This window comes from Paraburkholderia aspalathi, assembly GCF_905220735.1.
Taxonomy (GTDB): Bacteria; Pseudomonadota; Gammaproteobacteria; order Burkholderiales; family Burkholderiaceae; genus Paraburkholderia; species Paraburkholderia aspalathi.
The window spans coordinates 57146-69481 of the sequence record NZ_CAJNBA010000007.1 but is presented as its reverse complement, the minus strand read 5'-3'; the positions used below and the strand labels follow the sequence as shown (position 1 = coordinate 69481).

12 protein-coding genes are annotated in these 12336 nt (G+C 64.5%); 3 read left to right on the top strand and 9 right to left on the bottom strand.

Annotation, left to right across the window (positions count from 1 at the left end):
- Nucleotides 1-40: 40 nt before the first annotated feature.
- From KHO30_RS31275 to KHO30_RS31265, 3 genes are read left to right on the top strand one after another with little or no spacing between them, the layout of a single operon-like run.
- Nucleotides 41-2557 carry an ABC transporter permease gene (locus tag KHO30_RS31275; protein WP_244864188.1) on the top strand — a complete coding sequence of 839 codons (2517 nt, stop codon included), beginning with the start codon at nt 41-43 and terminating at the stop codon, nt 2555-2557.
- Between the two features lie 28 nt (nt 2558-2585).
- On the top strand, nt 2586-2999 hold the full coding sequence (locus KHO30_RS31270; protein ID WP_211703246.1) for a group II truncated hemoglobin: 414 nt from the start codon (nt 2586-2588) through the stop codon (nt 2997-2999).
- The gene (locus KHO30_RS31265) at nt 2992-3597 is read left to right on the top strand and encodes a DUF924 family protein (RefSeq protein ID WP_093639576.1); all 606 of its coding nucleotides are present in this window, start codon (nt 2992-2994) and stop codon (nt 3595-3597) included. Before KHO30_RS31270 ends, KHO30_RS31265 begins: the two co-directional genes overlap by 8 nt.
- A gap of 52 nt (nt 3598-3649) precedes the next feature.
- Here KHO30_RS31265 and KHO30_RS31260 read toward each other — a convergent pair whose 3' ends face one another.
- The 9 genes from KHO30_RS31260 to KHO30_RS31220 form a co-directional block, all read right to left on the bottom strand.
- Entirely contained in the window at nt 3650-5602 is a 1953-nt protein-coding gene (locus KHO30_RS31260; protein ID WP_211703245.1) for an ArnT family glycosyltransferase, read from the bottom strand.
- A 252-nt stretch (nt 5603-5854) separates the two neighbouring features.
- On the bottom strand, nt 5855-6601 hold the full coding sequence (locus KHO30_RS31255; protein WP_211703244.1) for an SDR family oxidoreductase: 747 nt from the start codon (nt 6599-6601) through the stop codon (nt 5855-5857).
- Between the two features lie 119 nt (nt 6602-6720).
- Nucleotides 6721-7305, bottom strand: coding sequence for an LOG family protein (locus tag KHO30_RS31250; protein WP_093639586.1), 585 nt, complete (start codon nt 7303-7305; stop codon nt 6721-6723).
- A 2-nt stretch (nt 7306-7307) separates the two neighbouring features.
- The gene (locus KHO30_RS31245) at nt 7308-8033 is read right to left on the bottom strand and encodes a TetR/AcrR family transcriptional regulator (RefSeq protein WP_054034977.1); all 726 of its coding nucleotides are present in this window, start codon (nt 8031-8033) and stop codon (nt 7308-7310) included.
- A gap of 233 nt (nt 8034-8266) precedes the next feature.
- Nucleotides 8267-8902, bottom strand: a complete 636-nt coding sequence (locus KHO30_RS31240) for a diacylglycerol kinase (RefSeq protein ID WP_093639750.1) — start codon at nt 8900-8902, stop codon at nt 8267-8269.
- A 20-nt stretch (nt 8903-8922) separates the two neighbouring features.
- The gene (locus tag KHO30_RS31235; protein WP_175052848.1) at nt 8923-9954 is read right to left on the bottom strand and encodes a glycosyltransferase family 4 protein; all 1032 of its coding nucleotides are present in this window, start codon (nt 9952-9954) and stop codon (nt 8923-8925) included.
- A 30-nt stretch (nt 9955-9984) separates the two neighbouring features.
- A complete protein-coding gene (locus tag KHO30_RS31230) occupies nt 9985-10926 on the bottom strand; it encodes a UDP-2,3-diacylglucosamine diphosphatase (protein WP_054034975.1) in 942 nt (313 codons plus the stop codon).
- A 101-nt stretch (nt 10927-11027) separates the two neighbouring features.
- Nucleotides 11028-11549: an RDD family protein gene (locus tag KHO30_RS31225; protein ID WP_200620058.1), complete on the bottom strand. Its 522-nt coding sequence runs from the start codon at nt 11547-11549 to the stop codon at nt 11028-11030.
- 13 nt (nt 11550-11562) lie between these two features.
- Nucleotides 11563-12321: a DUF3106 domain-containing protein gene (locus KHO30_RS31220; RefSeq protein ID WP_211703243.1), complete on the bottom strand. Its 759-nt coding sequence runs from the start codon at nt 12319-12321 to the stop codon at nt 11563-11565.
- Between the last annotated feature and the right edge of the window lie 15 nt (nt 12322-12336).

Genomic DNA, 12336 nt, shown 5'->3' with positions numbered 1-12336 from the left:
GGTAACGGCGCACGCCAAGGCAGCGCGCCGGTTGGGCAGTATGGATCTGTTGCGCCAGGCTATCCGCATGACGGCACGCGACTGGCGCGCCGGCGAATTGACGATGCTGCTGCTGGCGCTGGTGCTGGCCGTCGCGGCGCTGTCGAGTGTCGGCTTTCTGGCTGACCGTTTGCATCAGGGGCTCGAGCGCGATGCGCGGCGCATGATCGCTGCTGATTTCATCGTTCGCGCCGATCATCCGGTCGATCCGCAGTTCGCGCAGCAAGCCGGCGCGCTCGGTCTGAATACCGCCAGCACGGCGATCTTTCCCAGCATGATCAATTCGACCGGCGCGCAGCCGGTCTCGCGGCTGGCCGCTATCAAGGCGGTGTCGCCGGGTTATCCGTTGCGCGGCGCGTTGCGGATTGCTTCGGCGCCGGGCGCAGCGGACCATCCCACCCAATCGATTCCTGCTCCTGGCACGGTATGGGTCGATCAGGCATTGCTCGACGCGCTGAAGCTGCACGTCGGCGATACCGTGAAGGTCGGGTCCCGCAGCTTCGCGATCGCTGCAGTGATTACGCGCGAACTCGACCGCGGCTTCTCGTTCGTCAATTTTTCTCCGCGCTTGATGCTGCGTGCCGACGATGTCCCGTCGACCGGCCTCATCACCTTCGGCAGCCGCGTGACTTATCGCTTGCTGGTGGCGGGTTCGGATGCGTCGGTGGCGCGCTTCGCGCAATTCGCGCATGACAAGGTGGACGGCGGCAAGATGCGCGGCGTTGCGCTCGAGTCGTTGCAGGACGGCCAGCCGCAAGTGCGTCAGACGCTCGACCGCGCGAGCCACTTTCTCACGCTGGTCTCGCTGCTCACCGCGTTGCTCGCAGCGGTGGCGATCGCCATGGCCGCGCATCGGTATATGCGCCGGCATCTGGATGGCTGCGCGGCGATGCGTTGTCTGGGTGTCAGTCAGGCGACGCTGCGCACGCTGTTCACGCTTGAATTCGTAGGGCTGGGTTTAATCGGTGGCGCGCTCGGCGTGGCGCTCGGTTACTTGGGCCACATGGCGTTGCTGACGTGGCTCGGCAGTCTGATCGACGTCGTGCTGCCGTATCCAACCGCATGGCCCGCGCTCGAAGGTATCGCGGCCGGTCTCGTGTTGTTGCTCGGGTTTGCGTTGCCGCCGCTGTTGCCGCTGACGCGCGTGCCGCCGGTGCGCGTGCTGCGTCGCGAATGGGGCGAAGCGGGGCGCACTGCCTGGGCCGCTTACGCGCTCGGCATCGTGCTGTTCGCCGCACTCCTGATCGTTGCCGCGGGCGAGTTGAAGCTTGGTGGCATTGTGGCGGGCGGCTTCGCCGGCGGACTGCTGGTATTCGCGTGCATCGCGCGGCTGGCGCTGTGGGGCGCGTCGCGTGTGGTGCGCAGCGAGCGCGTGAATGCGGGCATCGGCTGGCGTTACGCGCTGGCGTCGCTGGAACGGCGCAGTGGCGCGAGCGCGCTGCAGATCACCGCGCTCGGCATCGGCCTGATGTGCCTGTTGCTGATTGCGATGACGCGTAACGACCTCGTGGCCGGCTGGCGCAAATCGACGCCGCCCGATGCGCCGAATGAATTCATCATCGATATCCAGCCCGACCAGCGCGACGCCGTCACGCAGTATCTGGGCGCGCACGGCGTGCCCGGCACGGTGCTCGCGCCGATGGTGCGCGGCCGCTTGATTGCGATCAACGGCAAGCCAGTCAATCCGGATTCGTTCAAGGGCGACGATGCGAGGCGTCTCGTCGACCGCGAATTCAATTTGTCGTACACGACCGAGCTGCCTGACGACAACCGTCTCTCTGCCGGCACGTGGTATGGCGACACGAAGACGCCGCAGATTTCGATCGAGCAGGGGCTCGCGAAGCTGATCAACGTGAAGCCCGGCGATACACTGCGCTTCGACGTGACGGGTCTGCAGATCGATGCGCCGGTGACGAGTGTGCGCAAGCTCGACTGGGGTTCGTTCAAGGTCAACTTTTTCGTGCTGATGCCGCCCGCCGCCTTGCAGGATTTCCCGGCGACGTTCATCACGAGTTTCCATTTACCGCCCGACAAGCAATCGACCATAGACGGGTTGATCGCCGCCTATCCGAACCTCACGGCAATCGACACCGGTCCGATTCTGGCGCAGGTGCAGCGTGTCCTGCAGCAGGTGATCGGCGCGGTGCAGTTCCTGTTCGCGTTCACGCTCGCGGCCGGCGTGCTGGTGCTCTACGCGGCGCTTGCCGGCACCCGCGACGAGCGTATGCGAGAATCCGCGCTGCTGCGCGCGCTGGGGGCCTCGCATCGCCAGGTGCGCGCGGTGCAGGTCGCCGAGTTCGTGGCGGTTGGCGCGCTCGCCGGCTTGATGGCGGCGCTCGGTGCGCAGGTGATCGGCTGGCAACTGGCGACGCGCGTGTTCGAGTTTTATCTGGCGTTCGATCCGTGGTTGTTGCCGGCGGGTATCGCGGCCGGCATCGCCTGCGCGGGCGTGGGTGGCTGGCTCAGCTTGCGGCATGTGCTGGCGCGGCCCGCGTTGCAATCGCTGCGAGATGCGTGATTTTTCTTTCCTGTTTTCGTGATTGGGTATGAGCGATCTTAACGACGAAGTGTCCACGGCACAGCCGACGGCCTTCGAACTGGTGGGCGGTGAAGCGCGCGTGCGCGAACTGGTCGACCGGTTTTATGACTTGATGGATCTCGAAGCGGAATTCGCCGGGATTCGCGCCTTGCATCCCGAGTCGCTCGATGGCTCGCGCGACAAGTTCTTCTGGTTCCTGTGCGGATGGATGGGCGGCCCCGATCATTACATCAGCCGCTTCGGCCATCCGCGGCTGCGCGCCAGACATATGCCGTTTCCGATCGCGTCCAGCGAGCGGGATCAGTGGCTTCGCTGCATGGCGTGGGCGATGGAAGACGTTGGGCTGTCGGAGTCGTTGAGGGAGCGCTTGCTGGCGTCGTTCTTCGAGACCGCGGACTGGATGCGCAATCGCAATGGTTGAGCGGGTAGCGGAGCCGGAAGCAGCAGAGGCGCGGGCGGTCCTGGAGTGCTGGTTCGGCGCTCCGAATACGCCCACCTTCGGTGAGGCGCGCAAGCTCTGGTTCTCCCGCGACGCAGCCTTTGACGCGATGCTGCTGGAACGCTTCGGGGCACTGATCGATGCGGCGCGCGCAGGGTCCCTCGACAGCTGGACGGAGACTCCGCTCGGCGCGTTAGCGCTGGTCATCGTGCTGGATCAGTTTTCGCGCAATTGCCACCGCAACACACCGCGCGCTTTCGCCGCCGATCATCACGCGCTGCGCATCGCGCAACAGATGATTGCAAGCGGCGCCGATCTCCTGTTGCCGACCGTGCATCACCGCGCGTTCGCGTACCTGCCGTTCGAACACGACGAAACGCTTGCCAGCCAGCACGAATCGCTGCGCCTGTTCAAACAGTTGAAGGCAGAGCCGGGCGGTGCGTCCTACTATTCATCCGCGGTCAGGCACGCCAGAATCATCGAACGTTTCGGACGCTTTCCCCATCGCAATGCGGTACTTGAGCGCCTGTCGACGGATGAAGAAAAGGCCTTCCTGAAAGAGCCCGGCTCGTCGTTCTAGGCGTGACGACAACGCGCAGGCGCAGTTCGGGCGCGCCATGCGCTGCCACGTGCTACTCGCCGCGCGTGGGTATTGCCGGCGTTCGCACGAATACTCGCAACAGCTCGTCGGTGTCGCCTGGGCGCGCGCCCGACCAGAACAGTCGCCAATCTCCACCTGGCGCGCGCGGATTGTCACGGCGGCCCTGCTGGATCAGCCACGTACACTCGGTCGCCGCGGGATTCGAGGTCGGTTGATGCTCGATGCCGGTGTAGTAGTACAGCATCGGCGCTTCCGATTCGCCGAGGTCCATACTGGCCATGCAATCCCCATCGTTCCACTCGATATTCATTCTGGCGCCGAGGTTTTCGAACACGGAGCGGTAGCTCTTCCCGTAGTCGAGCCACGGCAGCAGCAGTGTGCTCACCAAGCCCCACGCGAGAGTCGCACCTGCACACCAGCTCAACACACCGCGCCATTTGCCGGTGTATTTGAAGACCGGCAGGAGCCACAGCCAGCCGAGCGTCATCAGCAGCGCGGCTGCGATCAGCCCGGGCTTGACGGGCAGCACCCAGTCGAGCGGTAACCAACGGCCGAGCCGGTGCAGCGACGCATGCGTGTTGGCAGGATCGCTCATGATCGACCAGATGATCCACGCCAGCGCGGCCGTGCTGCCGAACAGCACGCGGCTTGCCATGTCCCAGCTTGCGTGCAGACGCCGCGGCAGCTTTTCGATGCCTTGCATCGCCACCAGGGCGAGCGGGGCGATGAACGGCAGGATGTACAGTTCGCGCACCGTTGCCGAGCTTTGCAGTACGGCGAAACCGGTGCCCGCGAAAATCACCGGCAGAGCGACCCGCGGATCGCGCCAGCGGCGCCATCCGCCGCCGGCGAGCGCGGCCAAGGCAAGCGGTACGACCGGAAAGCCGACGCTCAGCACGGTGCGCAGCACGAACCAACGGCTTTCGTTTTCAGAGCCGAGTTCCGCCACCGAAAAACCGAAGAAGCGGCCGACGTTGTTGTCCCACAGCCAGACCTTGAAGAGCGCTTCGGAGCGCAGATAGAAACAGATCGGCCAGATCAGCGCGAGGGGTGCGCAGACCAGCGCGGCGATACCGAGCGCGCCCGCAAAGCTGCGCTTGCGGCAGGCGGGATACAGCACCAGTACTGCGACGGTGGTTGCGCCGAACACGAGCGGCACGAACAGGCCCTTGGCCAGCAACGACACGCCCACGCCCGCACCGAACATCGCCGCGCCGCTCAGAATCGCGTGGCGCCGGCGGCGTGCATCGCCCCGTAGCAGGCGCGCTTCATCGCGCAGATGCACGAGGACGAGTTCGAATAGTCCGCAAAAGCCGATCGCGGCGCCGGCCATCAGCGCGACGTCGGTCATCATGTCGTGCACGTGTTTGATGACGACGAGCGTGCTGGCGAACAAGGCCAGCGTGCCGATCACGCGGATATCGAACCAGCTCGAGGCAGCCACCGCACGCCGGGCGACGCGTGCCGTGTAGTAGACGGTCAGTCCGGCGAAGAGCGCGCTCGCGAGGCGTGCGGCGTCATGCAAGGGCAGGTAGCGGCCGAACATCCACGCGAGGCCGGCGGCGACCCAGTCGTAGATCGGCGGCTTTTCGACGAACGGCTGGCCGGCGTTGGTCGGCACGACCAGATCGCCGGTGTCGAGCATGTGCTGAATGATCCCGAACGTGTAGGTCTCGTCCTGCTTCCAGGGCTCGTGGCCCAGGGTGCCAGGCAGAAGCCATGCGCACAGGATCGCCAGCGCGACCAGCCACTTCAACGGACGAGCCGCCGTGAGCGCGCGCAAGCGCCGGGCGCCGCGCGAAGCGGGAGACGGGGCGGCCGGATCCGTGGGGCCGGCAGGGGCGGGCCTTGCGGGCGCTGCTGCTTCGGTCGCGTGTGCCGAGCCGGGATGCGTCTCCGGAGCGCCGTCGGCAGGGCCGGCCGGCGCTGGCGTCGCAATCGCGACCTTCCCCGCGCGCCAGGGCGCGGATGGTTTTTCGAACATTGGAATCTCTGATCGCGGTACGCAGCGACTTGGGCCGCGGACTTATGCTTTGGCTATGCGTCGCATGCGGGTGCATACGAACGCTGCGATTGTAGTCCCAGTTTATTACGGCCGATTACAGAAAAGGTGTGGAATAGGGTGTTCAGCCGAACGAATTGAGTCGATTCCTCGTCAGATTGACGGGAATGGAATGTGGGGAAAGGGGATTGCGGCCGTGCGAAGCCGCCGGCCGCGGGAACAGAAGGGCGGTATTCAGCGTCCGCCGGCGACGTCGAGCAATGCGCCCGTCACGTACGAGGCAGCGTCGCTTAGCAACCAGACGATCGACTCGGCGACTTCGTCGGCGTGGCCGGGGCGGCCTAGCGGCGTGGTCGCGCCGAGTTGGGCGGCGCGCTCGGGCTTGCCGCCGCTGGCGTGGATTTCGGTATCGATCAGGCCAGGGCGCACTGCGTTCACGCGCACGCCCTGCGGACCGAGTTCCTTGGCGAGGCCGATCGTCATGGTGTCGACTGCGCCTTTCGAGCCGGCATAGTCGACGTATTCGTTCGGCGAACCCAAACGCGAGGCCGCTGACGAGATGTTCACGATCACGCCACCCGCGCCGCCGCGCGTGGTCGACATGCGGCGCGCGGCTTCGCGTGCGCAGAGATACGCGCCGAGCACATTGACGTCGAACATGCGCTTCAGGCGCGCGAGGTCCATATCCGCGAGCTGGCTCGAAGGCGCGACGATCCCGGCATTGTTGACGAGCGCATCGAGCCGGCCGAACTTTTGCTGGAGCGTGTCGAACATCGCGATCACATCGGCTTCACTGGCGACGTCGCCGACAATCGGCAATGCCTGGCCGCCGGCGCGTTCCACTTCGGCAACGGTGTCCTCCGCGGCCGCGAGGTTCCGCGCGTAATTCACGCCGACCGACCAGCCGCGCGCGCCCAGCAAACGGGCGGTCGCGCGGCCAATGCCGCGGCTGCCCCCGGTGATCAGAACGGTTTTCGTCATTGCAAGCTCATCGTTCGGGTGGAAGCCGCGGGAGCGTGCGGCGGGTGTTCGTTCGGGCGGTTGCTCAAGCGATCGCCCAGGCGGTCGAAAAAGCGCGGGAGGCGGCAATCAAACCACGATCAAACAGCGTCGCGTTTGACAGCCCATTTGTCGCTGACGGGCGGCTTGTAGCGTTGCAGCTTGTCGATCAGCGCGACCGGATCGGACTCCCTTTGCAGGATGTCGAAATAGGTCTGCCGCATGAAGCCTTCGTCTACCGTGTGCTTGAGGAGCGCGATCAGCGGATCGTAGAAGCCGTCGATGTTCAGCACTGCCACCGGCTTCTGGTGATAGCCGAGCTGCGCCCACGTATAGACCTCGAAGAGCTCTTCGAGCGTACCCACGCCGCCCGGCATCGCGACGAACGCGTCGGACAGGTCGGCCATCATCTTCTTGCGATGATGCATGTCGGGCACCACGTGCAACTCGGTCAGCCCGTTATGGCCGACTTCCTTGTTGACCAGCAACTCGGGAATCACGCCGATTGCACGACCGCCTTCGGCCATCACCGTATCGGCGATCACGCCCATCAGGCCGACCTTGCCGCCGCCGTAGACCAGCGCGAGATCGGCCTGCACCAGCGCACGGCCGAAGGCGCGCGCGGCCTCGGCGTACAAGGGTCTGGCTCCGTCGGAGGAGCCGCAATACACACACACCGACTTCATACTCAAACGTCCTTCGGTTCGTTGCGGGGCGCGGCGCCTTCCTTGGGCGGCAGGTAGTCGTAGAACTCGCGCTTGGGCAGCTTGCCCGAGACGAGGTCGTCGAAAATCTGCCGCGAGCGGCCGCGCAGATAAGGCGCCATCAGCGAAACGATCTGCACGCTCACCTGATGCAGTTCCGCGCGAATCGTTTCCTGCTCGTTGTACTTGCGCGGGTTCATCACGAACTGATACGACAGCCAGTACGTGCCGATTACGCCGACGTTGGTGGCGATCACGTGCAGTTCTTCGGGCGTGGCGACCATTTCGCCGTCGGCCACGAGTTGCTCGCAGAACTGGCTTGCAAAGCGCACCTTGTGGCTGATGATCTGCTTGAAGTGCGTCTCGAGCGTGCGGTTGCGCGCCAGCAGATCGTTCAGGTCGCGATACAGGAAGCGATAGCGCCACGTGAAATCGACCATGTACTGCAGGTACGACCACATCTCGTCGATCGTCGCGCGGTGGTCGTCGGGAAAGCGCAGACGCTTTTCGATCTCCTGCTCGAACTGACTGAAGATGCTGTTGATGATGTCGTCTTTGTTGCGGAAGTGGTAGTACAGATTGCCTGGACTGATTTCCATTTCCTCGGCGATCGTCGTTGTTGTGACGTTCGGCTCGCCGATTTCGTTGAACAGCTTCAACGATAGTTCGAGTATCCGTTCGCGGGTGCGGCGGGGAGGTTTGGCTTCCATGTCGTCCGGCCCTGGTTACGCCGGGCTGGGCGCGTGGCGGCTTGCCGCTTTAGCGTGATCCACCCGGACGTGGTTGGTATTTTTGATTGAGCGTCTCAACGGTTTCCCGAGAAGACTATCGGACGATTATAAACCGACCGTTCTTATACCAAACGGATACTCAGGGTTTTCATTCTTTGGGACACCGGGAAAGGGCATCAGGCGGTGCTTCGGGGTGAATTCCACAGCCACGCTTAGAGCCACGCTTTGACCCAATGAACGACAAGCGGCCCGACGATCAGTCCCCATGTCATCACACACATGCCGAGCGCGACCATGACCGCCGCGCTGCCGAGATCCTTGGCACGACGCGACAACTCGTGGCGCTCGAGCGAAATCCGGTCGATGGCCGCCTCGACGCTCGAATTGAGCAATTCGACGATCAGCACCAGCAGCACCGAGCCGAGCAGCAATACACGCGACACGGGATCGACCGGCACCAGCACGCCGCACGGAATCAGAATCGCGGCGAGCGTGAGCTCCTGGCGAAACGCGCTTTCCTCGCGGATCGCCACGCGAAATCCGGCCAGCGAATTTTTCATCGCGTGCCACGCGCGGGTCACGCCGCGATTGCCCTTGTATGGATTAAAGGGAAGCGGTGCGAATGGATCGTCGGGGCTGAGCGGTTCGTTGTGCGGCTCGCTCTCGGGGTTCGCGAGACCCTCACGGCTTGCACCGTTCATGCCGTGAAAACCATTCGCGTGATCGACATGATTCGGCGTGCCGTGCTCGCTCACGTCGTCGAACGGCTCGATGCCGGCGGCCTCGGTGTCGACAGCGCGCAGCGCGCCTTTCGACGCGCGTGCGGCGGTGGAGTTTCGGGTTCGCATAAACGGCTCGGCGCGTCGCTTCACGCGGCGGCGCTTTCCTCGCTATACGACGTGCGCGGCAGCGGCTTCAAATGTGCCGCGAACTGCTCCGACGCGGCTGCCCACGAGAAGCGTTCGGCCCAGGCGCGCGCATGGCTGCGCTCGATCTTCAGCGCTTCGAGGCAAGCCTCGCGCAAGTCCTCATGCATGGCGCCCGCGCCGCCGTCGCCGAGCACGTCGATCGGGCCGGTTACCGGATACGCCGCGACCGGCGTGCCGCAGGCCAGTGCTTCGAGCAGCACGAGCCCGAAGGTATCGGTGCGGCTCGGGAACACGAATACGTCGGCGGCCGCGTAGACCTTGGCCAGTTCGGCTTGCGTCAGCACGCCCAGGTAATTCGCTTGCGGATAGCGCGATTTCAGTTCGGCGAGCGCCGGGCCTTCGCCGGCCACCCACTTCGAGCCGGGCAGATCGAGCTTGAGAAACGCCTCGACGTTCTTCTCGACTGCTACACGTCCCACGTACAGAAAGATCGGCCGCGCGGTGTTGAGCACCTTCGAGTCCATCTGGTGAAAGATGTCGAGGTCGACGCCGCGAGTCCACAACACCACATTGGTGAAACCGAATTTTTCGAGGTCGGCCTTGACCACGGGCGTGGGCGCCATTACCGCCAGCGACGCCTTGTGGAACCAGTGCAGAAACTTGTAGGTGGCCGCGATCGGAATGCCGAAGCGCGCCTGCACGTATTCGGGAAAGCGCGTGTGATAAGCGGTTGTGAACGGCAGCTTGTGCTTGATCGCGTAGGAGCGTGCGGCCATGCCGAGCGGGCCTTCGGTGGCGATGTGCAGCGCGTCGGGCGCGAATTCGTCAATGCGCTGATGGAGCTTGCGACGCGGCAGCAGCGACAGGCGAATCTCCGGATAGGTCGGGCACGGAATCGTCTTGAATTCGAGCGGCGTCAGCAGATCGACCTGGTGGCCGAGCGCGGTGAGTTCGCGCGTGGTGTTCTTCAGCGTGCGCACGACGCCATTGACCTGCGGTTCCCATGCATCGGTGACGATCATGATCTTCATCGGTTTAGGCCCAATAGAAGTGGAGAGGGACTACGCGGTCGCCCGGGCCTTTTGCACGCCGACTTCCGGTGCGCGCATCACGGTCCAGTAGATCACCTTGAGTTCGCCTTCATACGTCTCGACGAGTGCCGACAGGCTTTCGACCCAATCGCCGTCGTTGCAATACAGCACACCGTCGATGTCACGGATTTCGGCTTTGTGAATGTGCCCGCAGACCACGCCGTCGCAACCGCGGCGGCGTGCTTCGTCGGTCATCACCCGCTCGAACGACGAAATGAAATTCACCGCGTTCTTCACCTGATGCTTCAGGTATTGCGACAGCGACCAGTACGGAAAGCCGAGCCGGCTGCGGATCCGGTTGAACCAGCGGTTCAGGATCAGGATCATCGTGTAGAGCGTGTCGCCGAGATAGGCGAGCCACTTAGCATGCTGGATCACGCCGTCGAACAGATCGCCGTGCACGATCCACAGGCGCTTGCCGGCGAGCGTCGTGTGGAACGCTTCGCCGCGCACGTGGATGTCGCCGAACGCGAGGTCGCAGAACTGGCGCGCGGCTTCGTCGTGATTGCCTGGCACGTAGATGACCTGGGTGCCTTTGCGTGCTTTGCGCAGCACCTTCTGCACGACGTCGTTGTGCGCCTGTGGCCAGTACCAGCCTTTTTTCAACTGCCAGCCGTCGATGATGTCGCCCACGAGGTACAGGTATTCCGACTCGTTGTGGCGCAAGAAGTCGAGCAGATACGGCGCCTGGCAACCGCTCGAGCCGAGGTGGATGTCGGACAGCCAGATGGTGCGATAGCGGTGTGGTTCGGCGTGGTCGTCGTCGTGATGGCTGGCTTGCGCGTCGAGCGGCAGTGACGGCACAGGCAACGGCAAGCCGTGGCTAGGGTTGGGTTCCGGGCGGAACGCGACAGGGTCGACGCTCGGGCCGGTCTGGCGGAACAGGGAAGTCGCGGACGTTTTGGGGTCCATGGCTCACGCGTCGAGTTGCGGTGCCCGTATTGCGCCAGTCGCGCGTGACCGTGCCGTGACAGTCACGAGAAGTTCTTATTACTGTGGCGGGAGAGGGAGGGTCATCGCTCGACGCTGATCACGCGTGTACCGGCGAGGCGGTCGTGCAGGAATTGACGTTGCGAATCGAAACGGCCGGTGGCGGCCCACAGCACGAACCAGATCGCGGCGATCACCAGCGTCTGTGGTACAGAGAGGCCCAGCAACGGATGCAGCGCGAGCGGCGGCAAAAACCACAGCCACGCCAGCACGTAACGAACGATCGCCCGGCCTGTGGACAGCGGCGCGCCGTTAGCGGCGACGACGCGCAGGCGCCAGGTTTTCATCGGCAGCGTCTGGCCGCTGTGGGTCCAGAACCAGACGAAATACAGACCGACCACGAGGCCGATCCACGCGGCGAGCAGGTTGTGATGGGTGAGACCGTTGCGCTGCTGCGTCAACGTGCTGAACAGATAGCCGGCGATGAACACGACGCCGAACAGGATCACCGCTTCGTAGAGCAGCGCGGCGAGGCGCCGGCGAACGGTGGGCGCGGTGCCGGATGATTCGGCGGGCAGTGTCGAGGTGGCGAGCGGCTGGGACACAGTGGGGCGCGGATCAGGAGCCGTTGAAGATCGACGGCGCCTCGGCCGGCGAAACCGGCAGCGGCGTGGCGGGCACGAAGCTGCCCGCAGCGGGAATCGCCGGCGTGACGGCCGGGCTCGGCAATGCAGCTGCCGCCGCAGCACTCGCCGCTGCGGCACCGCTCGCGCCGTGCTCGCGGGCATTGACCAGACGGTCGAGGCCCTTGATCTCGGTCTTGCCGGACGGCGGTGCGCTCACGACGCTCGGGCGCCGCTTACGCTCACTCGCGGCGAGCCGCTCCTTCTGCTCTTCCGGCAATTGCTGATAAGTCTTCCACGCGTTCTGGCGGGTTTCGCGCGGCAACTCCTTCGACACCTGGTAGTTTTCGCGGGCAACGCGCCGCTGATCGGGTGTCATGCGCACCCATTCAGCCATTCGGTCATGCAGGCGTTTTTGCGCATCAGGCGATAACTTCGGATAACGCGCGGCGATCTTGATCCATTTTCGCTTGCGTTCGTCGCTGAAGGAATCCCATACGCCCGCGAACGGCGCGAGCGCAAGGTGCTCGGCCGAGCTCAGGCGCGACCATGCCAACGGGCTATTGTTGCCGGACAGGCCCGGCAGTTCGACGGCGAGCGTTGGCGCGGGCGCCTTGGCGGTTGCGTTGCCGCCCGCGGCAGGCGCACTGGCGGTCGACGGGCTCGGATAAAAGCGCGGATACGTCGCGGCAAACGACACGAGGGCCGCGATCGCGCATCCGAAAACAACGGCCAAGCCGCGCTTGTAACTCACCCGAAGAATCTCCCG